Genomic DNA, 22,601 nt, shown 5'->3' with positions numbered 1-22,601 from the left:
GCCTTTTTTTATATGCCGCCCCTCAAAGACAGGGAACTGAGCCGCCATGCCGCCTCAGCGCGAGTTTCATCCCCCCTTACCACCGCACACTTGATCAAATAATAGGCATTTGAAAGGTTCATTGTTGACACTACGCCTTCTTGACGTTAAAAAAACAAAAACACACCGCTTTCGTGTTTAATTTTTAGTGACAGGGATGTTGTATGTCAGAGCAAGGATTGTTCAGACAAGAAGCCGTCAAAAACCAATCTAATCGTCTCGACGGTGAGGTATTGGTTGCACAGCCCGTCAGCGCTTCTCTGCTGATATTACTGCTGTTGATACTGGCCGCGTCCTTAATCACTTTCCTTTGCCTCTCCTCTTTCACTCGAAAAGAAACAGTACAGGGCTACCTTAAGCCAGATTCAGGCCTGGCCAAAATCGTCTCGCCACGCGAAGGCATTATTTCCAATGTTTATGTGGAAGAGGGGCAACTGGTAAAAGCGGGCGACAAGCTGGCTTTGATTACAGTACCCGACTACCTCAGCGAGGGGAAAAGTGTTTCCCACTCTCTGCTCCAGGCGCTTAAGGCACAATTCGATTTACTGGACGCAAGAAAAAAAGAGTTGAAAGAACAATTCGCCCAGCAGAAACAAGAGCTGACCGACCGCCTTTCTGCATTGGGTAAACAGCTGTCCGATACCGATACCCAGCTCAAGTTGGCGAATGAGCGCCTTGTATTGAACAAGAAGCGGCTGGAAACGTACAAAAGGCTCAATGCCAAGGGGCACATTTCCAAACTGGAAATGGACAAACAGCAAGAGCTGGTGCTTGGCCAGGAACAGCAGCTGGCCGAACTCCAAGCCACTTACAGCCTGAACCTATCTCAGCACTCGCAAGCCGAAGGCCAGCTGAAACGGCTGCCGATGGAAAAGGCCCAACAGATAGCCCAGCTGGACGGCGAAAGGTCGCGTTTGGAGCAGCAGAAAACCGAGCTGCAAGCCAGGGGAACTGTGCTTATCACGGCGCCCATATCAGGCCGCGTCACCAACCTGGTTACCGATGCCGGCAATACGGTCACCACCAGGGACCACCTGATGACCATACTGCCGGACCACAGCAAACTCTATGCGGTACTGCTGGTACCGACCAGGGCCTATGGTTTTATCAAGGCAGGGCAAAGCACCCGCATCCGCTTCGACGCCTTTCCCTACCAGCGCTTTGGCCTTTATTCAGGCCGGGTAGCAAAGGCCGGCAAGGCGGTGATGCTGCCTGGGGAAGTCAGTTCACCCGTGGCCTTCCGAGAACCCATGTACAGGGTGGATGTCAAGCTGGACAAGCAAGAGGTCAATGCTTATGGAGCCCAGATGCCGCTCAAGGCAGGGATGCTCCTAAGCGCCGATATCGTACTCGAGAAGCGCAGCCTGATGGCCTGGCTGCTCGAGCCAATACTAAGCCTGAAAGGGCAATTGTAAAAAGCTGGTATTTACCTGCTGCACGGAAGCCTTCAAGGAAGGCTAATTTAACCAAGGAGTATAAAATGCAAGAACTGTCTTTTGAACAAGCACAAGAAGTAAATGGTGCTAGCGCCTGTACAACAGCATTTCAGATGAGCTATTCATTTATGGGGGGAGCATTAGGAGCCATTCTGGGGCCGGCTGGTGCGGGCGCCGGTGCCACTGTCGGATTCGCTGCAGGTGACATTTTGGCAAGCTACGTTTGCAGTAAGTGAGGACTATGTGATGCAAGAAATTAAGCTTGAAAAACTTCAAGATATTCAAGGTGGCAGCTTTTGTGAGGGTACAACACGCCTTGCTGGAGCATTGATCGGAGGGGCGATTGGAGGATATTTTTCCGGAGGATTTGCTGCCGCCACCGGGGTCGGGATTGGCGAACAAATCGGCGCCTGGGCTGGTGACATGGTTTGTAGCAAATAATACATAACCAGTAGTGCATTACTTTTCACCAAGTAATGCACTACTACAAGAGGTCATAATTATGCTCCCCATAATTAATATCATCATGCTCTTTTTAATTTTGATTTTAGCTATTACAGATAGACGTTTTAAAGAAAAACAAACAAATTTTATAGTTTCACTAATGATTAGTATCATCGCCACATCAATTTTCCATGAATATCTTGGAGCCATGTCTAGCACGATACTGACAGCATCTATTTTATTGATCCTTATATTTTCTAGAAAACATAAGAGTAAGGAGTAAATCTCAAATAATCAATTTCAAAATATAGTCTTGTCTTAATAATTAATAACGTGATTTATGTGGTATGCAGTTGATATTACAATCCGAAGCCGCTGAATGTGGCCTGGCTTGCCTGGCCATGGTCGCCAACCATCATGGTCATAAGCTGGATCTCCAGACCCTGCGCCACCGCTATTCCATTTCCCTGAAAGGCGCCAACCTCCAGCAGCTGATACAGCTCGGTAATCAATTGGGCCTGGCCGGCCGCGCCTTGCGCCTTGAGCTGGAAGACATGGCCAAGCTGCGGCTGCCCTGCATACTGCATTGGAACATGAACCACTTTGTGGTGCTGAAGAAGGTCGGCAAAAACCACATTGTGATCCTGGACCCGGCTCTGGGTGAGCGCCGTGTGGCCATGGCCGAGGTGTCCAAGTCCTTCACAGGCGTAGCCCTGGAGCTGACCCCCACCAAGGAGTTCAAGAAGCTAGATGAACGCGTCCAACTGGGGCTGACCGCCTTCTGGAGCCGCATCCAGGGGCTTGGCAGTTCGCTGGTGAAGATCTTCACCCTGTCGCTGCTGCTGCAACTCTTCCTGCTGGCCGCCCCCTACTATATGCAGTTGGTGGTGGACGAAGTGATCGTCAGCCAGGACAAGCCCTTGTTGGTGGTACTGGCCTTGGGCTTCGGCCTCTTGATGGCGGTAAGGACCCTGACCCAGGCGTTGCGCGGTTGGGTTATCTTGCATCTGGGGTCCATGATGAACCTGCAGATGGCGACCAACCTGTTCCGCCACCTGCTGCACCTCCCCTTGGGTTATTTCGAGAAGCGCCATATGGGCGATATCGTTTCCCGCTTCGGCTCCCTCACCCAGATTCGGGAACTCCTTACCACCAGCCTGGTGGAGGGCCTTATCGACGGCATCATGGCCATTACCGTCATGGTCATGATGCTGCTCTACAGCCCCAAGCTGGCCCTCGTCGTCACCCTTGCCGTCTTGGTCTATAGCCTGCTGCGCCTGGCGCTGTTCAAGCCGTTACGGGAGCGCACCGAAGCCAGCATAGTGGCCAAGGCCAAAGAGCAATCCAATTTCATGGAAACGGTCCGCGGTATCCAGAGCATCAAGCTCTTCGGGCAACAGAGCCAGCGCCTGAACCTATGGCAAAACCGCATGGCCGAGGCCATCAGCGAAGAATTCCGCTTGGGCAAGTGGAATGTCTCCTACCAGACCATCAACCAGCTGGTGTTCGGCATAGAAAACATCGTAGTGGTCTATCTGGCAGCCCTCGCCGTCATGGATGGTGCTATCAGCGTCGGTATGTTGTTCGCCTTCATGTCCTACAAAGGGCAGTTTACCGATCGCACCGCTGCCCTCATCGACAAGCTGGTCCAGCTCAAAATGACCAAGCTGCACCTCAGCCGCCTCGCCGATATTGCCTTGACCGAGCAGGAAGATGAGGGACACGACGCCCATGCCGTATCCCTAAAAGGGCACCTGAAGCTGGACGGCATCCGGTACCGCTACTCCAACACAGATCCCCTCCTCTTCGATCACTTGAACTTCGAATTCAGGCCAGGGGAAAGCGTAGCCATCGTCGGCCCCTCTGGCGTGGGCAAGACCACCCTGATGAAATTGATGTTAGGGCTACTCCCTGCGGAGAGTGGCAAGGTGTTGGCGGATGGGGTTGATATACGCCATATGGGCTTGCGTCAATACCGCCAGCAGGTGGCGGCAGTAATGCAGGATGACCAATTAATGTCGGGCTCCATTGCCGAGAACATCGCCTTCTTCGACAGCCCTACCAATATGGAACTGGTGATCCATTGTGCGCAGCTAGCTGGCATCCACCAGGACATTGCCGCCATGCCTATGGGGTATAACGCCCTGATTGGCGATATGGGCAGTTCGCTTTCAGGCGGCCAGAAGCAACGTGTACTGCTGGCCAGGGCGCTTTACAGGCAACCTAAGGTCCTGTTCCTTGACGAAGCAACCAGCCACCTGGATGTCCAGCTTGAGCATCATGTCAACACAGCGATAGGTCAATTAAATATGACCCGTATCATCATTGCCCATCGGCCGGAAACCATCCAAAGCGCCGACAGGGTAGTGCAGTTGTTTCAAGGAAAGATGACCGACATTACAGAACAGGTGAAAGGTCTTCAAAAAGCGGCCAACCAGTAGGAAGTAGAAGATGATTATATTGATGGGTGAAAAGGAAGATTTACAAATTGGCTTGGTAGCAAAGCAACTATCGAATAAGAACATCAATTTCAAGATCCTTGATTCGAGGCAGTTCCCGCTGGAGATCCAACTGAGCTACAAGCCTGCTAACCAGGCTATGCAGTTGCGCTTAGGTGAAAAAGTCTTCGTCACTGATGACGTGAAAGGGCTCTATTGGAGGAATTTTCAGGTCGCCCCGGTGAAACAAAACCCATCTAACTGGATTGCCACCCGTGACAGCCAAAGCTTGTTAAAGTCATTCCTAAAAAAGCTTGGCAGAAAGGCCATCAACTCGTGGGATGCCATCGAATTCCACCAGGAAAAACCAAGACAATTGGAGGCAGTGTTCCAAGCCGGCGTCACCATTCCCTCAACTTGGGTAGGTAACGACAAAGATGGACTCAGGAATTTTGTCGCCAAGACCGGACGATGCATATTCAAGCCGGTGGTTGGTGGTGACCATACGGGGTTCGTTACCGAGAAACATTTGGAAGAAGAGCACCTGACCAAGGCTCTCGGACAAGCTCCCGTCACTGTTCAGCAGTGTATAGATGGAACCAACATCCGGACTTACGTCATTGGTGACAGGCAATTTTCCGCTGAAATCGCCAGTGATAGCCTGGATTTCAGGGAAGATACCAATGCCAGGCTGATCCCCATGACACCACCAACCGAGATACAGCAACAAGCCCAGACCATCAGGAAGGTGTTGGGCCTGGCTTGGACTGCCATCGACTGGCGCCGTGACGAACAGGGTCGCTATTTTTACCTGGAAGCCAACCCCAGTCCCATGTTTTATCACTTTGAAAAATTGACTGGCCATCCGGTCAGTCTAGCCCTGTCCGAACTGCTGCAAAACCCTGGAAAGGACTAAATAGCAGCAAGGACAAATACGCATAAGGAGCGTGAAATGAAACACCCATTCAAGGAAATCGAAGCTCAGGAACAAACCCAAGTCACCGGCGGTAGCCTGATCGATATGATTATTGGTGGCGGCGATGTAAAGCCCATCACCACCTTTAAAAATGAAGACGGCTATGTCACATCTATGAACACCGAGGAAGAAGGCGGCATGCCCGTTTACACCTTCGAAAATGGTGCAACTATTGGCTGAACACCAGTTTAGCAATAAGCACTTTGTCACGATAGTCAAAGAAATGCTCCTCTGAAAGTACCTTTTAGAGCAAACATCTTTCTTTACTCGCAATACAGTTCTTCCCTCCAAGAGGGAAGAACTGTATTTTTTGAAAATGACTAAGTTGGTGTTACGTGCGTGAATATGTTGAATGATGAATCAACATTCCCTATTCAAACGGCTGTAACAATCTAGCGCAAAATCAGTAATCGTAAGTAGAAAATTACCATAAGGAGCGTGAAATGAAACACCCTTTCAAGGAAATCGCAACTCAAGATCAGGACCAAGTCACCGGCGGTAGCGTGACAAAACTAGGCGACTTTAAAATCACCGGGTATGACGTAGAGACTGGTATTTACACCACCATGAGCACTGGGGAAGAGGGTGGTATGATTCTCCCTTTTCCTAATTTGCTTGATGGCATCACCAACTGATATCTGCTGCTTGAAGCAGGTTAGTTGCTAACAAAAGCAGTAAACCTCGCAAAAAAAGAAGCGCCAGCTCAAATAGCGGCGCTTCTTAATATCTAGCCTTTCTCAGAAAGCAAAAGAAAAGAGGCCTCAAAGGGCCTCTTTTAGTTGCCAGTTTAGCTGTCAGCGCTTACGACGGCGCTGCCAGGCCAAGGGGGCGGCCAGCAACAAGCCAAACAAGCCGAAGGCGCCACCACCACCGTGGCTAGCTGCCGCAGGGGCTGGCTTAGCGTTGACGGTCACGGTGACAGTTCCCTCAGAACTCTGAGTACCACCCTCATCGGTCAGCACGTAGCTGAAGCTGTCGGTGCCAGTGAAACCTTCGTTCGCTGTATAGGTCACGAGGCCTGTCTTGTTGACTATGACGACACCGTTGGCAGCATCTTTGGTGATAACAACGCCGTCGCCGACAGCCTCCCCTTTAGGTTCAACCTGCACCAGAGATAACGCCTCGGCGTCACGGGTATCGGAGCTGACGGTCGAATCGATCAGCTGACTAGAGCCACTTAGCTTAGGCAACAAGTTCAGGGTCACGGCAGAACGCTCTTGCGTACTTACCGCGACATTTTCCGCCTTTATAGCCGTGGAGTTTAAGTCGTAGCTCAACGTCAGAGTGCCAGCGTTTTGGTATTCAACCTGGTAAGAAGTCCCTGAGGCTGGAGCAGTGCCGGTGCCATCTAAATAGAGAACACTCCCCTTGACGCCTTGGGCATCTTGAACGCCAGCTGTGACATATTGGGGCATAGGCGCCATGTTCACGTAATGCACATAGACCTCATCCGAACCCAGCTTGAAGAGGGTCTGGAAGGTGTAGACGTTCCCGCTATTGTCGCCATAGACAGAGACATCTTTCCACTCAAATACCAAGTAGTCGGCGGTGCCATCGTTCAAGATGCTGTAGTACCACTGCCCCGTTTTCGTCATGTCCAGATCGGTCCAGAAAGGTGCCAATACAGCACCGTTGGCCTTACTGGTAGGCATGTCATCGTTGTAGTAGGACGCGGCAACAGTAGCGCCATCAAAGGTGATAAAACCGTTGGTATTCAGGGTTAGACTGCTGATCGCTTTCCCCATGAAATGGAGGTTATAGGTAGATACGTCCAAGGTCACAGAACCCTCATCGCAATCGCTACCACAACTCACCACACTGGGGCTGTATCCGTCTGTAAGGGACGGCAAGGAATCGATCCAGGTAGAGCCTGCCCCTAAGCGGCCATAAGGCTTGCTCAGGGTACCGGCCCAAGTAGCAGTATTGGTGCCAGCATCAAAACTCATACTGCTCTGGCTGCCATCAGTCACAACGGCCACGGGATCCGCAGCCAAGTGCAAGCCGACAGGGAACTTAACCTTAACAGTAGCCAGACCATCGATGTCAGTGTTGGTCAAGCGTGTTTGGGCTTTCAAGCTGTCACCCGCGACCAGAGTACCGCCTGTAGAAGTCAACAACCTGGCGTCGGTACTGTTGCCTGAGTAGATGGCGACAGGCATATGGGCACTTGGCATTTTACCTGAGCTATCCGTCCAGGTTACTTGGCCGAAATGCCACTCTTCCTTGGCGGCATTACGTGCGTCCACATTCAGTGTAAAGCTGCCAGAAGCCCCTTTGGCCAGGGACAATTCATTAGTGGAAAGAGTGGCGTCGATGCCGCTGTCGTCAAAGGTGACACTGCCTTTCCAAGTCGCGTCGCCAGCAGCCAAACTACTTGCCGCCACCTCGAAGCTGCAACGGCTGACGCAGTTGGGACCTGAAACGGAAACCGGGGCCACTGCCAAGCCGGCATTGATGGCATTGGCCACATCCAAACGACCGGCCCCCATGGCGAAGGGACCTGCAGGCGTCACACCGTCATCATCTTTGACGTTGGTGTTACTTGTGGTGGTGAGGGCCGCTTTAACCTGCGCAGGGCTCCAGCCGGGATGAGCCGCCAATACCAAGGCAGCAGCACCGGCCACATGAGGGCTGGCCATGGAGGTACCGGTCAGGACAGCAAACTGGACACTGGGATCACCTGCTTCATCCGGCGAGAAGGCAGACAGGATATTAGTCCCTGGCGCAGCCAGATCTGGCTTGATGAAGCTGTTATCGCCATTGGGGCCGCGAGATGAGGAACTGTTCATCACGTCGACCAGGCTGTCATCCACAAAGGATTTAAGAGCGGGATCCAAAGTCAATGCCAGTGGGCCAGCCGCCAAGGCCTTCTCAAGCTTGGCACCGTCAGTATTGCTGACCATAACCCCTGGGATTTTGGCGGTGTCCATTGCCATTGGGAAAGGAGCACCGACTTGGTTGTTGTAGACGACGATACCCTTGGCACCTGCAGCCTCTACGTTGGCAGCCTTGACCGTGAAAGTGCAGCTCCCACGAGAGATCAGGGCATAGCTGTCCTTGAAACTGTCCTTGGCAAAGGCATTACAGCCTTCGACATTGGCAGCATCCACAGTACTACCAGCTATCAGCTGGCTCTTGAGGCTGGCTGCATCCAAACTCGAAAGCTGTACGGACGAGGAGCCTTCCACAGCAAACAAGTTGCCCACGTCCTGAACGTCGATCATATTGACGAAGCTTCTGCCGGTTTGGGTATTGGCTACCGTAATACCGGACTCAACACAGCCGGGACAGCCAATGCTTTGAGGATCATTACCATCGTTGCCTGCGGCGCTGACCACAACTACACCGGCAGCCTCGGCATTTTCGAAGACTGTCTTGTAAGCGCTTTCGTTGGGATCGCCTCCCGGCCCGCCGCCCCAGGAGTTGTTGATAACGTCGGCCCCGTCTTTTACCGCGTCATCAACGGCGGCGATCAGACTGGACCCTAGGCCGGAAGCCGTAGTGTCATTCTCATAGAGGGCCTTGTAGGCCATCAAATATGCGCCTGGCGCCACCCCGGAGATTTTATAGTCACTGCCTTGGTAAGTGGCGGTGATCGGCACACCCACTGCAGTACCAGCCACGTGCGTACCATGACCATCGTAGCCAAGTGGACTGTCGGTGTGTTCGTCCTTAATGGTGTCAGACGGGGCATCATAATAACGGGCCACAATCAGTTTGTTATTACAAAAGCTGGGATCTGCCTTATGGCAATAGTCGTCATTGGGCAAGTTGTCGGGCGCGGTCATGCCTGCATCATCAAACATCGGATTCTCTGGTCTGATGCCAGAATCCACTACCGCGACCCTGATTCCTTTCCCCGCCGTAGCTTGCCCCCCCAAGGCCGTCCAAGCAGCGGGAGCCTGGATGATTGGCAGGGATACGTCCATCTTTATCTGGATAAGTTCATCCCTAAAGACCCTGCTCACGTTGGGCAGTTTTTTGAGGGCCTCGATATCCAGACCGTTGCCTTCAACAGCTACACCATTGAAGACCACGTTATAGTCGTGGGTGACCTTGGCTGAAGGAAACCGGCTATGCAGAGCGTTGACGGCCTCGTTACGTTCAGCAGCCAACTGGTTCCAGACAGCTTTGGTAGCACTGGCACCGAAATCGATCTTGCCTTTTGTATTATGAGCCGCGGTTTTGACTCCTTTGACGGCACCATATGCAGCCAAGGGCCTACCCTTGAACTCTATGATATAGCGATCAGGAACAACCCGGTGGAGGGGGCCTAAATGGGACTTATCCGCTTTAGTGCCTGCTAGCTTAGGATTGTCAAAGACGCCTTGTTTCTCGCTGACCACCAAGGTGGCAGACGAAGAGACCGACGCCAGTACAAGCATCAACGGGCTCAACTTGAACAGGGATTGGGTTTTCAAGGTTTCATTCCTTCTAGTGAAAAGGTGGCGGCTCTTCGTCCGCTCACGACGTCCGTTCAAGAGAGAGGGAGGCGTAGATTATTAACACCAACCAAAACCCACAGCAACAAAAGACCAAAAAACACCCCTAATGATCACATTTCCCCGCAGCTCATCTCCAACCGCCATTTATGTAACCCATCCTGAAAGTCTTTCATTTTCGTGACTGCTAAGCGTTCTTTCAGAGGCCTCCTTACGCTACAATGCGCGCCAATAAAAGCTAGATATCCCTACAGTACCCAAATCCTCAGGAGCCAGTTACCCATGAGCAAGCTCGACCTGGGCCAGTACGGCATCAACGATGTCCGTGAAGTCATCTACAACCCCTCTTACGAACAGCTTTTCATCGAAGAAACCCGCGAGGATCTCGAAGGCTACGAGAAAGGGGCCGTCACCCAGTTGGGCGCCGTCGCCGTGGACACCGGCATCTTCACCGGCCGCTCCCCCAAGGATAAGTACATAGTCCGTGACGACACCACCCGTGACACCGTCTGGTGGAGCGATCAGGGCAAGAACGACAACAAGCCGATCAGCACCGAGACCTGGAACCACCTCAAGGGCCTGGTCACCCAGCAGCTGTCCGGCAAGCGCCTGTTCGTGGTCGACACCTATTGCGGTGCCAACGCCGACACCCGCCTGAAGGTGCGCTTCATCACCGAAGTGGCCTGGCAGGCCCACTTCGTCAAGAACATGTTCATCCGCCCGACCGAAGAAGAGCTGGCCGATTTCGAGCCCGACTTCATCGTCATGAACGGTGCCAAGACCACCAACCCCGACTTCGAGCAGCATGGCCTGAACAGCGAAAACTTCGTCGCCTTCAACCTTACCGAGCGCATGCAGCTGATCGGCGGCACCTGGTACGGCGGCGAGATGAAGAAAGGCATGTTCTCCATGATGAACTACCTGCTGCCGCTGAAAGGCATCGCCTCCATGCACTGCTCCGCCAACGTCGGTGAAGACGGCGACGTGGCCGTCTTCTTCGGCCTCTCCGGCACCGGCAAGACCACCCTCTCCACCGATCCCAAGCGCCAGCTGATCGGCGACGACGAGCACGGTTGGGACGACGACGGCGTCTTCAACTTCGAAGGCGGCTGCTACGCCAAGACCATCAACCTGTCCAAGGAAGCCGAGCCGGACATCTACAACGCCATCCGCCGCGACGCCCTGCTGGAAAACGTGACAGTGCTGGCAAGCGGCGAGATCGACTTCAACGACGGCTCCAAGACCGAGAACACCCGCGTCTCCTACCCCATCCACCACATCGACAATATCGTCAAGCCGGTGTCCAAGGCAGGCCACGCCAAGAAGGTGATCTTCCTGACCGCCGACGCCTTCGGCGTGCTGCCCCCGGTCTCCAAGCTGACCAAGGCCCAGGCCGAGTACTACTTCCTGTCCGGCTTCACCGCCAAGCTGGCCGGCACCGAGCGCGGCATCACAGAGCCGACCCCCACCTTCTCCAGCTGCTTCGGCGCGGCCTTCCTGAGCCTGCACCCCACCAAGTACGCCGAAGTGCTGGTCAAGCGCATGGAAGCGGCAGGCGCCGAGGCCTACCTGGTCAACACCGGCTGGAACGGCACCGGCAAGCGGATCTCCATCAAGGCCACCCGCGCCATCATCGACGCCATCCTCGACGGCAGCATCGAGAACACCGAGTTCCACACCCTGCCCTACTTCAACCTGGCCGTGCCCCACGCCCTGCCCGGTGTCGAGGACCACAGCATCCTGGATCCCCGCAACACCTACGCCGAGCACGCCCACTGGGAAGAAAAAGCCCTGGATCTGGCCAAGCGTTTCGTGGACAACTTCGAGAAGTTCACCGACAACGAAGAAGGCAAGGCCCTGGTAGCCGCCGGCCCCAAGCTCTAAGCTGACGCCGTTCATGAAAAACCCCGCCAAGGTGGGGTTTTTTATTGCCTCGAGCGGCACAAAGTCCCGTGAGGTGACTAAGGCAGCGGCCAGTAGCACCGCACCTGGGCACCACCCTGGTGGTTGCCCAGCTCCATACGGCCGCCGTGGTTCATCAGGATCTGCCGGCACAGGGCCAGGCCAATGCCGGAGCCCTTCGGCTTGGTGCTGTAGAGCGGCACCATCAGGTTGTCCAGGTTGGCAAAGCCGGGCCCCTGATCTTCCACCAGCAGGCACTGCATCTCTTCCTGATGGCGATAGTGAATGGTCACCGGCTTGCCCAGCGCCGCTTCCTGGGCGTTGTGCAACAGGTTCAGCAGCAGCTGTTCCAGCTGTTTGCCGTCCCCCAGCAGTTCTTCTGCGTCGAGCAGCAGCCGGCACTCCAGATCCGGCAGCAGGGCGCAGATCCCCTGCAGCCAGTCCCTGGCCGCCAGGGTCCCCCATTGGGGCGGCGGCAGCTTGGCCAGGCGGGCGTAACCTTCAACGAAGCTCAGCAGCCCCCTGGCCCGCCTGTCGATGATGGCCAGTATGCCCCTGAGTTCCTCAGGGGAACCCGGCGGCCCTTCCAGCAGCGCCTCGCAGTAGCTCTGGATGGGGGTCATGGAGTTGCGCACCTCATGGCTGAACACCCGGATCAGCCGCTGCCAGGCCTGGACCTCCTGCCGGGCCAGCTGCTGGGACACCGGGAACAGCATCAGCAGCTGACCCTGCTGGTGGACCTTGAGGCATTGCACCTGGGTGCCGGTGTCGCCGCTGACAAGGCCCTGTGGGCTCCGGCTCAGCTTGAAGTCCGCTAGCCCCAGCCCGGGTCGCCACTGGCCCAGGCCGCCTAGCAGCAGGGCGGCATCATTGCAGGCCAATACGCTGTCGTCGCCGTCCAGCCACAGCAGCGGCTGGCGGCTGCGCCGGAACAGCTCATCGAACAGCAGGTGCTGCTGGGCCCGGCGCTGGCCCTGGTCCAATTCCCTGTTGCTCAGCTGCTCCAGCGCTCTTGCCACCTGGGCCAAGTGGCCCTGGCGGTAAGGCCAATTGAGCCGGTAGCTGGCGTCCCCTTGGTTGATGCCTTCCACCAGGGTCTGCAGACCGGGCCAGGGCTCGACGCTGGCCTGGTAGAGGCGCCTGGCCAGCCAGAACTGGCCCAGGCCCAGGAAGACGATGCCGTTGAGCCAGGCCAGCAGGCTCCAGCCCATCTGCCAGCCCAGCACGGCAAAGAGGCCCCATGCCGGCAGGCAGAGGACCAGCAGCAGCCTGCCCAGGCGGCGCTCAAAGCTCGATGTCATGTTTCTCCAAACGCCTGGACAGGGCGTGGCGGGACAGGCCGAGGCGATCGGCGGCCAGGCCTATGCTGTTGCCGGTCTGGGCCAGGGCCTGGAGGATCAGTTGCTTCTCCACCTGGGCCAAGGGCGCCAGGGCCAGCTCCCCCTGGGGTACAGGGGCGCTGGCGGTAAGGGCGAGATCGACGGCCCCCAGGCTGTCGCCCCTTGCCATCAGCACCGCCCTCTCCATCACATGGCTGAGTTCACGCACATTGCCGGGCCAGGCATAGGCGGCCAGGGCCCGCAGCGCCTCGGACTCCAGGCGCAGGCTTTCCCTGCCGTAGCGGCGGCCGTGTTTGGCCAGGAAGTGCTCTGCCAGCAGCGGTATGTCTTCAGGCCTTTCCCTGAGGAGCGGCAGCCGCAGCTCCACCGTATTGAGCCGGAAGTAGAGGTCGCGGCGAAAGTCTCCTTCTGCCATGGCCTGGGCCAGCTCGGCATTGGTGGCGGCGATAAGGCGCACGTCCGCCTTCTGGGTATGGCTGTCGCCAAGCACCTCGTAGTCGCCGCTTTCCAGCACCCGCAGCAGCTTGACCTGCTGGACCGGTGGCAGTGTCGCTACCTCGTCCAGGAAAAGGGTGCCGCCCTCGGCCATGGCGAAGCGGCCCAGGCGTTCGGCCTTGGCGTCGGTGAAGGCGCCCTTGCGGTGGCCGAACAGCTCGCTCTCGAAGAGGGTCTCGGGAATGGCGCCCATGTTGACGGAGACAAAAGCCTGGTCGGCCCTGTCGGAATGGCCGTGCAGGTACTGGGCCAGCAACGACTTGCCGGTCCCGTTCTCGCCGGTGATCAGCACATTGGCCTTGGTCGGGGCCACCTGCCTGGCCATGGCCAGCAGCTCTGTCATGGCCTTGCTCTGGCCCAGGGGCTGGTCGGGGCTGTCCAGCTGCTTGAGCTGGCGGTTTTCCGCCTCCAGCCGCCGGGCGCGGCCGTGCTTGTCCACCAGCTCCAGCAGCCTGGCGTTGTTCCAGGGCTTCTCGATGAAATCCGCGGCCCCGGCCTGCATGGCCTGCACGGCCAGGGCCACATTGGCCCAGGCCGTCATGGCGATGGTGGCAGGCCGCAGTTCCTGGGTGGCCTGGAGGAAATCCAGGCCTTCCTGGCCGGAAGTGGTGTCCCGGCTCAGGTTCATGTCCAGCAGCAGCAGGTCGAAGCCGCCCTTGGCCAGTTGCCCCCTGGCCGTTTCCAGGTCGTGACAGAGAACCAGGGCGTGGCCCTGGCGGCCCAGCAGGAAACGGGCCGCCTCGGCGATGTCCTGGTCGTCTTCGACCACCAAAATACGTAGGCTCATCCTGTGCTCACAACTCCCTGAGCAGTGTCATGGGTCTCTTCTTCAGCAATTGCCGTACCGGCACCAGCAACGCCGTGGTGGCGATGAGCAACAGTATCAGGGCCAGGGCCACCAGGCCAGGCCAGCTGGGCTCGGGCAGGCCTTCCAACTGCTGCCTGGCCCACTGGTAGCCAGCCACCCCCAAACCCAGCCCGGCCAAGGCGCCCCAGAAGATGGACCAGAGCCCCTGGCCGCTGTAGTGGCGCAGCAACTGGCCGTCGCTGGCGCCCAGGGCCTGGCGGATGCCGAGGTCATGGCTGCGCTGCTGTACCGAGAAGCTGGTGTTGCCAAACAGGCTCAGGGCCATCACCATCAGGGTCAGGGCGCTGGTAAAGAGTGCCAGGCCGGCCTTGAGGTAGAGGGGCTCCAGGCGTTTCTTCTGTACCTCGGCCAGGGATTCGGTCTCTACATGGACCACCGGCAGGGCGTCCTTGAGGCGCTGCTCAAGTTGCTTCAGATCCGGCTGGCCTTGGCTCTTGATGGCCAGGTACAGGCTGCTGTCCATGCCCATAGGCATGGGGGGGATCAGCATCCAGTTGTTGATGCCCATCTCAGCCAAGGGCGAGTTGATGACAGCCAGCACCTGGCCCTGCTGAGGCAGCTTGTCTTTGCCCAGGGTCCAGCTCAGGCGGCGACCCAGCACCTGGCCATTACCGGTCCTGGCCAGCTTGTCGGCCAGCCCCTTGGTGACCACCAGTGGCTGCAGGTCACCCTGGTAGTCCGCCGGCTTGGGCGCCCTGCCCGCCAGCAGCTCGATGTCGTAGAAGTCCACGAAGCCAGGGCCTGTCCAAGAGGCGGCCACAGACTTAAGGGATTCGCCGTCCTGGGTGGTGATGTCCAGCCCCTGTATGCTGGTGCTGTAGGGCGCCACCTGGCCAAGCTGGCTGGCCTCTATGCCGGGCTGGGTGCCGACCACCTGCTCGATGGCCGCCAGCAGCGGCTTCATCGATTGATCCTTTCCGCCCTCTTTGGCCAGGGCCTCGTCGAGCTGGAGGTTGAGCAGGTAGCGGTGCTCATAGGCCATAGCCGGCTTGCGCCACAGCAAATCCAGGTTGGCGCTGAGGTTGGTCCAGAGGCCCACCAGCAGCAGGCAGCTCATGGCCACCTGCAGCAGGTTCATCCACTGCTGGCGGCGGCCGCTCAAGCGGCCACCACCGCCCTTGCCGCTCTGCTGCAGGCTGGCGGCCAGGGACAGTTTCCAGCCCTGCAGGCCGGACAGCAGCGCCAGCAGCAGCGCCGCCGCCAGGGCGATGGCCGCCGTCATGGCCATGGCCGGGGCATTGAGCCTGGCCTCCTTCAGCACCTGCATGGCGCCACCGAACAGGGACTGGGCTCCGCCCAGCAGCAACTGGCCCAGCCAGAGGCCCATCAGGGTGCTCAGGCCAAACAGCACCAGGTAGCAGCCGGCGAAGACCAGCAGCCGCTGCCACCAGTGGCCGCCCAGCAGCTGGTGCAGGGCTTCGTCCTTGTGGCGCTTGCCCTGGTGGATCAGCAGCAGGTGGCCAAGGTTGGACAGGCTGATCATCAGCAGTATGGCCACGGAGATGGCCAGCACCGCCACCGCCAGCTTGTCGTCGGCGCTGACCAGGCGATCGCTTATGGGTGCCAGCTTCATGTGCAGGTTGAACTGGTTGCTGATGTCTACTCCTTTGCTCAGGAAGACCTCACCCAAATCCTTCAGCATGGTGGTAGTCAGCTCGTCCAAGGGGCTACCTACCGCCAGCTTGGCCAGGAAGAGGGTGCTGTCGTCGGTGCTGATACTTTCACTCAGCTCCAGAGCCTTGGCCGGCAGGCTGAGGAACAGCTCCGGGGCCTTGGGTGCCAGGCCCTTGGGATAGACCAGTTCGGCCGGCGCCACCCCTATGATGCGGTAGGCCTTGCCGCCCAGGGTCAGGCTCTTGCCCAGCACGGCCGGGTCGCCATGCCAGCGCTTTTCCCAGAAGTCGTGGCTGAGGATCAGCTCGCCGGCGGCGGCGCTGTCTGGGCCGAAGCCCCGGCCCAGCACAGGCACCACCTCAAGCATTTTGAAGTAGTTGGCGGACACCGCCAGGGCCGGATGGCTGTCGCCGTCCTTGCCTTCCATCAGCGTCTCCCTCTTCTGCACGGCCAGGGCGTCGCGGCCCAGGTGCTTGCTGAAGGGTTCGTAGAAATTGGTGACGGAGAAGGGCACCTTCATGCCGCCCATGTCGGCCTGGAGATCCAGCACATAGAGGTTGTCCCGCTTGGCCAGCAGGTCGCCTCGGTTCAGCAGCGGCTGGCTGACGGCGGCCACCGTAGCGACCAGGGCCAGGGTCAGGCCGAAGCTCACCACCAGGGTCAGCAGCAGCAGGGGCCTGTTGAAGAAGCCGGCCAGTTCCTGGCGCAGCCAATAGAAATAATGCTTCATGGTCTCTCCTTAGACGGCTTGGCGCAGGGCTTCGCTGGCGATCAGCTTGCCGTCCAAGAGGTGCAGCTGGCGCCTGGCGCGGCGGGCGAAGCTGTTGTCGTGGGTGACCATGACGATGGTGCAGCCCTGGGCGTTGAGTTGGTCCAGCAGCGCCATGATCGCCTCGCCGTTCTGGCTGTCCAGGTTACCCGTGGGTTCGTCCACCAGCAGCAGGTCGGGCTGGGTGACTATGGCCCTGGCTATGGCCACCCTCTGCTGCTGGCCGCCGGAGAGCTGGGCCGGCTTGTGGCCTGCCCTGTGGCCCAGCTGCACCGCCTCCAGGCACTCCTGGACCCTGGCCTGGATCTTGTCCATGGCCAGGCCCTGGTAACGCAGCGGCAGAGCCACGTTGTCGAAGACGCTCAGCTCGTCGATGAGGTTGAAGGACTGGAACACGAAGCCGATGCGGTCGCGGCGGACCCTTGTCTTGTCGGCCCGGCTCAGGGCGCTGATCTCCACCTCGCCGAGGCGGTAGCTGCCCTCGCTGGGGTCGTCCATCAGCCCCAGCACCGACAACAAGGTGGACTTGCCGCAGCCGGAAGGACCGTTGATGGACACATAGTCGCCCTGGGCTATGGTCAGGCTGACGCCCCTCAAGGCCAGGGTCTCCAAGGTGTCGGTATGGTAGGACTTGTGGATGTCGGTCAGGGTGATCATGGAAAACTCCTTTTTCATCATTGTATTAGTAACCAATCAAGTTGCTGTTGCAACCAACGGCTGCTGTCGGAGGCGATGATCCTGTCGCCGGCTTTGAGGCCGTCGAGGATCTGGATCTGCTCGTCGCTGCCGGCGCCGAAACGCACCGGTACCAGTTGGGCCTTACCGTCCTTGCCGAGGCGATAGAGGCGGCCGCGCTGGCCTTCATAGGCGTTGGTGGGACGGCTGACATAGAGGCTGTGATGGAGGGTGGCGGTGTGGATGCTGGCCTGGATGTGCATCTGGGGCCTGGCGTCAGCAGGGAGCTTGTCGTCCAGGGCCACTTCCACCCTGATGGTGCCGCCCTTGACCAGGGGCTCGATGCGGCTGACGCTGCCCTTGACCTTGGTGCCCCTGATGTCGATGTCGACGGCGTCACCGAGGGCCAGGGCCCCGGCCTGGCCTTGGGGAATGTCCACCTTGGCCAGCATTTCGTCCTGGGCGCCGACCTGGGCCAGGCGCTCGCCAAGCTGCAGGCTCTGGCCCACTTCCACCGGCAGGGACTGCAGGACGCCGTCCAGGCCGGCCCTTACCTTGAGGGCCGCCTTGCGATCGCTCACCAGGGCCAGTTGGCGGTTGAGGCGTTCCACCTGGTTGGCCTGGATCTGGCGACGCTGTTTCAGCAAGTCGGCCAGCTCCTCGAGGCGCTGCTTTTCGAAGCGCCATTGGCGCTGAAGCTGCTCGTGGTGCAACTTGGCCTTGGCCTGCTCCAGCTTGGAAACCACGCCCTTCTTGGCCAGGTCGTCTTTGGCCTTGAACTCCAGGGCCGCCAGTTCCATCTCGCCCTTGAGCCTCAGCACTTCCTGGCGCTGGCGGGACAGGTCGACCCCCTGCTCCAGCTTCAAGGCCGCCAGGGCGGACTCTTCCTTTTCCAGGGCCAGCTTGGCGTCCTGGTATTGTTGCTCCAGCTCGGGGTCGCTCAAGGTCAGCAGCAGGGTGTCGGCCTTGACCTGGGCGCCGGGGCGCACGGCAATCTGCTCCACCACCCCTTTGACCTGGGCCGTGACCACCCGCTGCCTGGCCGAGGCCAGGGTACCGAAACCCTGCACCAGCACCTGGAAGTCGCCTTTCTGCACGGTGGCGATATCGACGTCGGCCCTGGCCACCCGGCGCTTGGCCGACGGCCCTTGCAGGCCCCAACCCAGGCCCAGCACGGCCACCAATGCCGGCAGCAGCAGCCACTTCTTGTTCCAGCCTTTCTTCGCTTGTTTTGCAATGTCCATTGCCAACCCTCTTCTACTTCGTAGAGTGACAATGGCAAAAGCGATGCCAAAAAATATCTCTATGTTTTTACTGAAATTAATTGAAAATTACTGACCGAAAGCAGGGGCGTTTTCGCGCCTAGGCGCGAAAACGCGCATAAAAAAGCGCGCTTGGGGCGGGGAGCGGAGCGAGCGGCCTGGCCTTATGGTGCCTTGGCCAACCAGTCCCGGTAGAAATCCACAAAGGCGCGGACCTTGGCAGGCACGAAGGCGCCGGGGGGAAAGACGGCGTAGACGCCGCCACTGGGCAGGCGCCAGTCGGGCAGTAGCCGCACCAGCTCGCCCTCCCCCTGGGCGCCGAAGCGGGCCATCACAGAGAGGCCGGCGCCGGCCAGCAGCAGGCTGCGCAGGGCGCCGGTGCCGTCCACCTTGATGCGGCTGTGCATCTGCACCTGCAGCTTTTCGTCGCCCTTCTCGAAGGTCCAGGTCAGGGAACTGGGCAGGGGGCTGAACTCCAGCCAGCGGTGGCGGCCGAGTTCGGACGGGTGCCTGGGCTCCCCCATTTCCTTCAGGTAGCCCTTTGAAGCCAGCAGCACCTGCTCGAACTCCCCCAGCTTCTGGGCCCGCAGGCTGGAGTCCTTGAGCCAGCCCATGCGTATCGCCAGATCAATGCCTTCGCGCACCATGTCCGCCACCTTGTCGCCGCTGCGCAGCTCCAGGTTGAGATCGGGATGGCGCTTGGCGAAGGCGGCCGCCGCCGGGGCCAGGCTCAAGGCCATGTGGTCGGCCGGGGCCGTGATGCGCAAGGTGCCGCTCAGGGCCTGGGCGCTGGCCCCCGCTTCCCCCAATGTCTCGCCGAGCCTCGCCAGCAGCGGCTGGCAGCCCTGGTAGAGCTGTTGGCCGGCCTCGGTCAGGGTCACCTGGCGGGTCGTGCGGGTGAAAAGGGCCAAGCCGAGGTTCTGCTCCAGGGCCTTGATGGCCAGGCTGACCTTGGTCTTGGTGCAGCCGAAGCGGTCGGCGGCGGCCGTGAAGCTGCCCGCCTCCACCACGGCAAGGAACAGCGGCAGGCTGTTGAGATCCAGCTCTTTCATGACTTTGTCGTTGAATTGATAACAATGAATTATTGAATGCGCTGTTTTTCGAATCAATAAGGCGACGCAGAATGGCCCCCGTCAACCCATTCCACAGAGGAAAACAGCATGAAGATCGCCCTTATCGGTGCCAGCGGTTTTATCGGTTCCGCATTGCGTGAAGAAGCCCTGAGCCGTGGCCACAGTGTCACCGCCCTGGTCAGCAACCCCGGCCGCTTGGCCGACACCCCAGGCCTTAGCATCCAGCAGGTGGACGTGCAGGACAGCGAGGCCCTCGCCACCAAGCTGCAGGGTTTCGATGCCGTGCTGAGCGCCTTCTCCGGCCACGCCCAGGCGGATGTGGCCGGCTACTACGCCAAGGGTTTCGACAGCATCCTCGCCGCCGCCAGGGCCGCCCAGGTCAAAAGGTTGCTGGTGGTTGGTGGCGCCGGCTCCCTGGAAGTGGCCCCGGGCCAGCTGCTGATCGACACCCCCGACTTCCCTGCCCAGTACAAGGCCAGCGCCGAGGGTGCCCGCTATGCCCTCAACAAGCTGCGCGGCCAAGGCGAAGTCAACTGGACCATGCTGTCGCCGGCGGCCTACATCTTCCCGGGCGAGCGCACCGGCCAGTACCGCCTGGGCACCGACCAGCTGCTCAAAGACGGTGAAGGTAAGAGCCAGATCTCGGTGCAGGACTACGCCAAGGCCATGATCGACGAGTTGGAAGAGGCCAAGCACCCCAACGGCCGCTTCACCCTGGCCTACGCCTGATAACAAAACCGCAGCCTCGGCTGCGGTTTTACTTTTTGGGCTCAGCCCATCTTCTGCAGGGACGACAGGGGCAGGCGCATTTCCACCTGCAGGCCGCCGAGGGTCGAATCCCCCAGCAGCACCTGGCCGTGGTAGGAATCGACGATCTTCTTGATGATGGCCAGGCCCAGCCCTGAGCCCTGGGTACTGCGGGCCCGCTCGCCCCGTTCGAAGGGCTGGAAGAGCCTGACCCGCTCGGCTTCAGGTATGCCTGGGCCGTTGTCCCCCACCCGCAACACCAGGTACTGGCCGTCGGCCGACATCCGGCCCTCGACCCTGGCCTCGCCACGGCCGTAGCGCTCGGCATTTTCCAGCAGGTTGTAGATGAGCCGCTTGATGGACAGGGGCCGCAGCCAAAGCTCGGGGATGTTGTCGTAGAGCAAGCTGGTCTTGAGGGGCCTGTCGGCAAAGGCGCTGACGGCGTCTTCCAGGAGGGCGCTGACGTCCGTGGCCTCGGCCTGGTCCTCCCTGTCCTGGCGCACATAGGCGATGAACTGGTCGATGATGGCGTTCATGTCTTCGATGTCGTCCACTATCCCTTCCTTGAGATAGTTTTCGTCGCTCTTCATCATCTCGGTGGCCAGGCGGATCCGCGTCAAAGGCGTGCGCAGGTCATGGGAAATGCCCGCCATCAGCAGCGCCCTGTCTTCCTCCAGCTGGGCCACGCCCTTGGCCATCTGGTTGAAGGCGCTGGTCACCGCCTGCACCTCGCTCGAGCCCACGTCTTCGGGCAGCCGTTCCGGGTGTTCCCCCAGGCCCACCTTGCGGGCCGCCAGTTGCAGGCCCTTGAGCGGCCTGTTGAGGCGCCGGGCGAAGAGCCAGCCCCCCAGCACCGAGAGGATGCCGATCACGGCCAGGTAGATGGGCAATGGCGAGAAGCGGGCACCCTCGAAACCGGTGAGGGGCACCTTCAGCCAGTACTGGGGCGCCATGGGCGGCTTGATCCAAATGTCGAAGTCCTTGCCCTCGTTGATGCGCACTTCGGTGGGGCCGCCCAGTTCCTTGCCCAGCTCTTCCGAGAAGTAGTTGTAATAGATGGCGTCGCCCAGGCCGGCCTTCATGGCCGCCTTTTCGGTGTAGATCTCGATGCCGGTGGCCTCGAAGAAGCGCTTGCGCATCTCGTCGGGCAGCTCGAGGCGCTTGCGGCCCCCCAGGGGTTCGTCGATGAAGACCACCTTGACCTGCTTGGCCAGCAGGTCGTTGATCTGGTCGTAGCTGGGCTTGAGCACATAGAGGGTGACCATCAGGTAGCTGACCAGCTGGTTGATCAGCAGCAGGCTGGCCAGCAGCATCACCGTCTGGCCGAAGGCGCTGCGGGGCAGCAGCTTCATGCCCCGGCGCTACCGTCGGGCACGAAGACGTAGCCCAGGCCCCAGACGGTCTGGATATAGCGAGGATGGGAAGGGTCCGGCTCTATCATGCGGCGCAGGCGCGACACCTGCACGTCTATGCTGCGCTCCAGGGCCGAGTAGTCGCGGCCGCGAGCCAGGTTCATCAGCTTGTCGCGGGACAGGGGCTCGCGGGGATGGCTGACCAGGGCCTTGAGCACGGCGAACTCGCCGGAGGTCAGGGGCATGGCTTCCTCGCCCCTGAACATCTCCCTCGTGGCCAGGTTGAGGCGGAACTGGCCGAAGGCCACTTCCTGTTCCGCCGTGGCCGGGGCGCCGGGCAGCTCACTGGTGCGGCGGCGCAGCACGGCGCGGATCCGCGCCAGCAGTTCGCGGGGGTTGAAGGGTTTGGCCAGGTAGTCGTCGGCCCCCAGCTCCAGGCCTATGATGCGGTCCACCTCGTCGCCCTTGGCGGTGAGCATGATGATGGGCAGCTGCTCGCCCCTGGCCCGCAGCCGCTTGCAGATGGCCAGGCCGTCTTCGCCGGGCAGCATCAGGTCCAGCACCATCAGGTGGAAGTTCTCACGTTCCAGCAGCCGGTCCATCTGCTCGCCGTTGGGCACGGCCCGCACCTGGAAATTCTGCTCGATAAGGTAGCGTTCCAGCAGGGAACGCAACCGCATGTCGTCGTCCACCACCAGGATCTTGGTGCTTTCCTGTCCCATATTCTTC

The 22,601-nt window shown here is 59.2% G+C and carries 18 protein-coding genes; 9 read left to right on the top strand and 9 right to left on the bottom strand.

What is annotated here, in order from left to right:
• Nucleotides 1-203: 203 nt before the first annotated feature.
• From PVT67_RS01220 to PVT67_RS01190, 7 genes are all read left to right on the top strand, one after another.
• The gene (locus PVT67_RS01220) at nt 204-1,454 is read left to right on the top strand and encodes an HlyD family secretion protein (RefSeq protein WP_301496999.1); all 1,251 of its coding nucleotides are present in this window, start codon (nt 204-206) and stop codon (nt 1,452-1,454) included.
• A gap of 65 nt (nt 1,455-1,519) precedes the next feature.
• On the top strand, nt 1,520-1,711 hold the full coding sequence (locus PVT67_RS01215) for a hypothetical protein (protein ID WP_301496997.1): 192 nt from the start codon (nt 1,520-1,522) through the stop codon (nt 1,709-1,711).
• A 10-nt stretch (nt 1,712-1,721) separates the two neighbouring features.
• Nucleotides 1,722-1,916, top strand: coding sequence for a hypothetical protein (locus PVT67_RS01210; protein WP_301496995.1), 195 nt, complete (start codon nt 1,722-1,724; stop codon nt 1,914-1,916).
• A gap of 404 nt (nt 1,917-2,320) precedes the next feature.
• Complete coding sequence (locus PVT67_RS01205) at nt 2,321-4,360, top strand: peptidase domain-containing ABC transporter (RefSeq protein WP_301496993.1); 2,040 nt, start codon at nt 2,321-2,323, stop codon at nt 4,358-4,360.
• A 10-nt stretch (nt 4,361-4,370) separates the two neighbouring features.
• Complete coding sequence (locus PVT67_RS01200; RefSeq protein WP_301496990.1) at nt 4,371-5,273, top strand: ATP-grasp domain-containing protein; 903 nt, start codon at nt 4,371-4,373, stop codon at nt 5,271-5,273.
• Nucleotides 5,274-5,309: 36 nt separating this feature from the next.
• Nucleotides 5,310-5,513: a hypothetical protein gene (locus tag PVT67_RS01195; protein WP_301496989.1), complete on the top strand. Its 204-nt coding sequence runs from the start codon at nt 5,310-5,312 to the stop codon at nt 5,511-5,513.
• A gap of 263 nt (nt 5,514-5,776) precedes the next feature.
• Nucleotides 5,777-5,968: a hypothetical protein gene (locus PVT67_RS01190; RefSeq protein WP_301496987.1), complete on the top strand. Its 192-nt coding sequence runs from the start codon at nt 5,777-5,779 to the stop codon at nt 5,966-5,968.
• A gap of 159 nt (nt 5,969-6,127) precedes the next feature.
• On the opposite strand, the gene PVT67_RS01185 is transcribed toward PVT67_RS01190, so the two are convergent.
• Nucleotides 6,128-9,754: a S8 family serine peptidase gene (locus PVT67_RS01185; protein WP_301496985.1), complete on the bottom strand. Its 3,627-nt coding sequence runs from the start codon at nt 9,752-9,754 to the stop codon at nt 6,128-6,130.
• A gap of 303 nt (nt 9,755-10,057) precedes the next feature.
• On the opposite strand from PVT67_RS01185, the gene pckA reads away from it, so the two are divergent.
• Nucleotides 10,058-11,659 carry a phosphoenolpyruvate carboxykinase (ATP) gene (gene pckA, locus PVT67_RS01180; protein ID WP_301496983.1) on the top strand — a complete coding sequence of 534 codons (1,602 nt, stop codon included), beginning with the start codon at nt 10,058-10,060 and terminating at the stop codon, nt 11,657-11,659.
• Between the two features lie 77 nt (nt 11,660-11,736).
• Here pckA and PVT67_RS01175 read toward each other — a convergent pair whose 3' ends face one another.
• The 6 genes from PVT67_RS01175 to PVT67_RS01150 all read right to left on the bottom strand — a co-directional run bounded on the left by PVT67_RS01175 (nt 11,737) and on the right by PVT67_RS01150 (nt 19,752).
• A complete protein-coding gene (locus tag PVT67_RS01175) occupies nt 11,737-12,978 on the bottom strand; it encodes a sensor histidine kinase (protein WP_301496980.1) in 1,242 nt (413 codons plus the stop codon).
• The gene (locus PVT67_RS01170; protein ID WP_301496978.1) at nt 12,962-14,299 is read right to left on the bottom strand and encodes a sigma-54-dependent transcriptional regulator; all 1,338 of its coding nucleotides are present in this window, start codon (nt 14,297-14,299) and stop codon (nt 12,962-12,964) included. Before PVT67_RS01170 ends, PVT67_RS01175 begins: the two co-directional genes overlap by 17 nt.
• 7 nt (nt 14,300-14,306) lie before the next feature.
• Nucleotides 14,307-16,724 carry an ABC transporter permease gene (locus tag PVT67_RS01165; RefSeq protein ID WP_301496976.1) on the bottom strand — a complete coding sequence of 806 codons (2,418 nt, stop codon included), beginning with the start codon at nt 16,722-16,724 and terminating at the stop codon, nt 14,307-14,309.
• A 9-nt stretch (nt 16,725-16,733) separates the two neighbouring features.
• Nucleotides 16,734-17,420, bottom strand: a complete 687-nt coding sequence (locus PVT67_RS01160) for an ABC transporter ATP-binding protein (protein ID WP_301496973.1) — start codon at nt 17,418-17,420, stop codon at nt 16,734-16,736.
• A gap of 17 nt (nt 17,421-17,437) precedes the next feature.
• The gene (locus tag PVT67_RS01155; protein WP_301496971.1) at nt 17,438-18,682 is read right to left on the bottom strand and encodes an efflux RND transporter periplasmic adaptor subunit; all 1,245 of its coding nucleotides are present in this window, start codon (nt 18,680-18,682) and stop codon (nt 17,438-17,440) included.
• A 182-nt stretch (nt 18,683-18,864) separates the two neighbouring features.
• Nucleotides 18,865-19,752 (bottom strand): LysR family transcriptional regulator, encoded by an 888-nt coding sequence (locus tag PVT67_RS01150; RefSeq protein ID WP_301496969.1) that lies wholly within the window; start codon nt 19,750-19,752, stop codon nt 18,865-18,867.
• A gap of 108 nt (nt 19,753-19,860) precedes the next feature.
• Between PVT67_RS01150 and PVT67_RS01145 the strand changes: the two genes are divergently transcribed.
• Nucleotides 19,861-20,502, top strand: a complete 642-nt coding sequence (locus PVT67_RS01145) for an NAD(P)-dependent oxidoreductase (protein WP_301496961.1) — start codon at nt 19,861-19,863, stop codon at nt 20,500-20,502.
• A gap of 41 nt (nt 20,503-20,543) precedes the next feature.
• On the opposite strand, the gene envZ is transcribed toward PVT67_RS01145, so the two are convergent.
• Complete coding sequence (gene envZ, locus PVT67_RS01140; protein ID WP_301496959.1) at nt 20,544-21,872, bottom strand: two-component system sensor histidine kinase EnvZ; 1,329 nt, start codon at nt 21,870-21,872, stop codon at nt 20,544-20,546.
• On the bottom strand, nt 21,869-22,594 hold the full coding sequence (ompR, locus tag PVT67_RS01135; protein ID WP_301496956.1) for an osmolarity response regulator transcription factor OmpR: 726 nt from the start codon (nt 22,592-22,594) through the stop codon (nt 21,869-21,871). Before ompR ends, envZ begins: the two co-directional genes overlap by 4 nt.
• Nucleotides 22,595-22,601 lie beyond the last annotated feature (7 nt).

Origin of the sequence: Gallaecimonas kandeliae, assembly GCF_030450055.1 — a bacterium.
Taxonomy (GTDB): Bacteria; Pseudomonadota; Gammaproteobacteria; order Enterobacterales; family Gallaecimonadaceae; genus Gallaecimonas; species Gallaecimonas kandeliae.
Note: the sequence above shows the minus strand (reverse complement) of the source record. Positions and strands in the feature narration are given on the sequence as shown.

Coding starts and splice junctions, on each gene's coding strand:
- PVT67_RS01220 (WP_301496999.1), top strand. CDS start 204: ATGTCAGAGCAAGGATTGTTCAGACAAGAAGCCGTCAAAAACCAATCT.
- PVT67_RS01215 (WP_301496997.1), top strand. CDS start 1,520: ATGCAAGAACTGTCTTTTGAACAAGCACAAGAAGTAAATGGTGCTAGC.
- PVT67_RS01210 (WP_301496995.1), top strand. CDS start 1,722: ATGCAAGAAATTAAGCTTGAAAAACTTCAAGATATTCAAGGTGGCAGC.
- PVT67_RS01205 (WP_301496993.1), top strand. CDS start 2,321: ATGGTCGCCAACCATCATGGTCATAAGCTGGATCTCCAGACCCTGCGC.
- PVT67_RS01200 (WP_301496990.1), top strand. CDS start 4,371: ATGATTATATTGATGGGTGAAAAGGAAGATTTACAAATTGGCTTGGTA.
- PVT67_RS01195 (WP_301496989.1), top strand. CDS start 5,310: ATGAAACACCCATTCAAGGAAATCGAAGCTCAGGAACAAACCCAAGTC.
- PVT67_RS01190 (WP_301496987.1), top strand. CDS start 5,777: ATGAAACACCCTTTCAAGGAAATCGCAACTCAAGATCAGGACCAAGTC.
- pckA (WP_301496983.1), top strand. CDS start 10,058: ATGAGCAAGCTCGACCTGGGCCAGTACGGCATCAACGATGTCCGTGAA.
- PVT67_RS01175 (WP_301496980.1), bottom strand. CDS start 12,978: ATGACATCGAGCTTTGAGCGCCGCCTGGGCAGGCTGCTGCTGGTCCTC.
- PVT67_RS01170 (WP_301496978.1), bottom strand. CDS start 14,299: ATGAGCCTACGTATTTTGGTGGTCGAAGACGACCAGGACATCGCCGAG.
- PVT67_RS01165 (WP_301496976.1), bottom strand. CDS start 16,724: ATGAAGCATTATTTCTATTGGCTGCGCCAGGAACTGGCCGGCTTCTTC.
- PVT67_RS01160 (WP_301496973.1), bottom strand. CDS start 17,420: ATGATCACCCTGACCGACATCCACAAGTCCTACCATACCGACACCTTG.
- PVT67_RS01155 (WP_301496971.1), bottom strand. CDS start 18,682: ATGGACATTGCAAAACAAGCGAAGAAAGGCTGGAACAAGAAGTGGCTG.
- PVT67_RS01150 (WP_301496969.1), bottom strand. CDS start 19,752: ATGAAAGAGCTGGATCTCAACAGCCTGCCGCTGTTCCTTGCCGTGGTG.
- PVT67_RS01145 (WP_301496961.1), top strand. CDS start 19,861: ATGAAGATCGCCCTTATCGGTGCCAGCGGTTTTATCGGTTCCGCATTG.
- envZ (WP_301496959.1), bottom strand. CDS start 21,872: ATGAAGCTGCTGCCCCGCAGCGCCTTCGGCCAGACGGTGATGCTGCTG.
- ompR (WP_301496956.1), bottom strand. CDS start 22,594: ATGGGACAGGAAAGCACCAAGATCCTGGTGGTGGACGACGACATGCGG.